The following is a 979-nucleotide window of genomic DNA, read 5'->3' on the forward strand; positions in this document are numbered from 1 at the left end:
GTGCTCTGTGCCGTCTTTGTCCCCGTCGGCTTCCTCGGCGGACTGAGCGGCGAGCTTTACAAGCAGTTCGCCATCACCATCTCGGTTTCCGTCATCCTCTCCGGCGTCGTGGCCCTGACGCTGACGCCCGCCCTCTGCGCCGCCATGCTCAAGCCCGGCCACGGCCAGCCGCTGCTGCCCTTCCGCCTGTTTAACCGCGGATTCGAATGGCTGACGCGTGGATACACCTCGGGCGTCCGCTTCTTCCTGCGTCGCGGCCTGCTCGGCCTGCTGTCCTTCGGCATGGTCTGCGTTCTAACCATCACGCTGTTCCGGACCGTACCCGGCGGCTTGGTGCCGGAGGAGGACCAAGGCAACCTCTTCGTAGTGTGGAACATGCCGCCCGCGACTGCGCTGGAGGGCACAGCCGTGGCCGACCGCGAGATCGTGGAGATCCTGCGCGCGGACCCGAGCGTCCGCTCCGTGATGTCCTTCTCCGGCTTCAACCTGCTGTCCAACGCCGCCAGCACCAGCGCGGGCGCGGCCTTTATCGAGCTGAAGGACTGGTCGGAGCGCCCAGCGCCGGAACAGGACGCACGCCTGCTCGCCGGTTCGCTGTTCGGCGCCCTGTCCGAGGTGCGCAACGCCCTCGCCATGGCCTTCAACCCGCCCGCCATCGAGGGGCTCGGCACGGTCGGCGGCTTCGAGATGAAGCTGCTCGACCGCGCGGGCGCCGGGCGAGAGGCCATGACGGCCGCCGCGCAGGACCTGCTGGAGGCCGCCGGCAGGCGTCCCGAATTGGCCGGGCTCAGCACCACGCTGCAGTCCAACGTGCCGCGCTACCGGCTGGACATCGACCGCGACGCCGCCAAGGCCCGCGGGGTGAGGCTCTCCGACCTCTTCGAGACAGTGCAGAGCACCTTCAGCAGCCTCTACGTCAACGACTTCACGCTGCTTGGCCGCAACTACCGGGTCAACCTGCAATCCGAGGCGGAGTTCC

At 68.4% G+C, this 979-nt stretch carries 1 protein-coding gene; it reads left to right on the top strand.

Annotated features, from left to right (window positions below; genetic code table 11):
- On the top strand, positions 1–979 hold a 979-nt coding region (locus D2K64_RS23780), incomplete at both ends, for an efflux RND transporter permease subunit (protein ID WP_202910822.1).

This window comes from Teichococcus vastitatis (assembly GCF_003604215.1).
GTDB classification, from domain to species: Bacteria; Pseudomonadota; Alphaproteobacteria; order Acetobacterales; family Acetobacteraceae; genus Pseudoroseomonas; species Pseudoroseomonas vastitatis.